Annotated in this window: 1 protein-coding gene; it reads left to right on the plus strand. The window is 44.0% G+C overall.

Features of this window, described 5'->3' with window-relative positions:
• Nucleotides 1–140: 140 nt before the first annotated feature.
• The coding region (locus tag R7040_RS26695; protein WP_318097617.1) for a SulP family inorganic anion transporter at nt 141–697 on the plus strand (557 nt) is incomplete at its 3' end.

The following is a 697-nucleotide window of genomic DNA, read 5'->3' on the forward strand; positions in this document are numbered from 1 at the left end:
TTCGACACCATTCTACTGCTGCTCTTTTATTACTACGGTTTACACTAAGTGCCTTGAATGTATTTTCATCACTTAGTGGTTAATGCAAATGCGAATATGTGTCGGGATAAACTCATCTCAACGAGAACTTAAAGACAAACATGTTCGAATTCCCGCAATTTTCTAAGCACTCTATTAAAAATGACGTGCTATCAGGTTTGACGGTTGCCCTGGCACTTGTCCCTGAAGCCGTAGCATTTGCATTCGTTGCTGGTGTAGACCCAATGGTTGGTCTGTACGCAGCATTCATCGTTGGCCTTATCACCTCAATCTTTGGTGGTCGCCCAGGCATGATCTCTGGTGCTACAGGCGCAATGGCTGTAGTAATGGTCTCTCTTGTTGCAAGCCACGGTGTTCAGTACTTATTTGCTGCCATTATGTTGGCCGGTATTTTGCAAATTGCTGCCGGTTTATTTAAATTGGGCAAATTCATTCGAATCGTTCCACACCCTGTAATGATTGGTTTTGTTAACGGCCTAGCGATTGTTATCTTCCTCGCGCAATTAGGACAATTCAAGGCTCCAGACATGAATGGCGTGCTGACTTGGCTTCCACAAGATCAAATGATGTTAATGCTAGGTTTGGTTGCGCTGACCATGGCGATCATCTACTTCTTGCCGAAAATTACAACAGCAGTGCCATCTTCACTTGTTGCTAT

Source organism: Vibrio sp. 1069 (assembly GCF_033340555.1).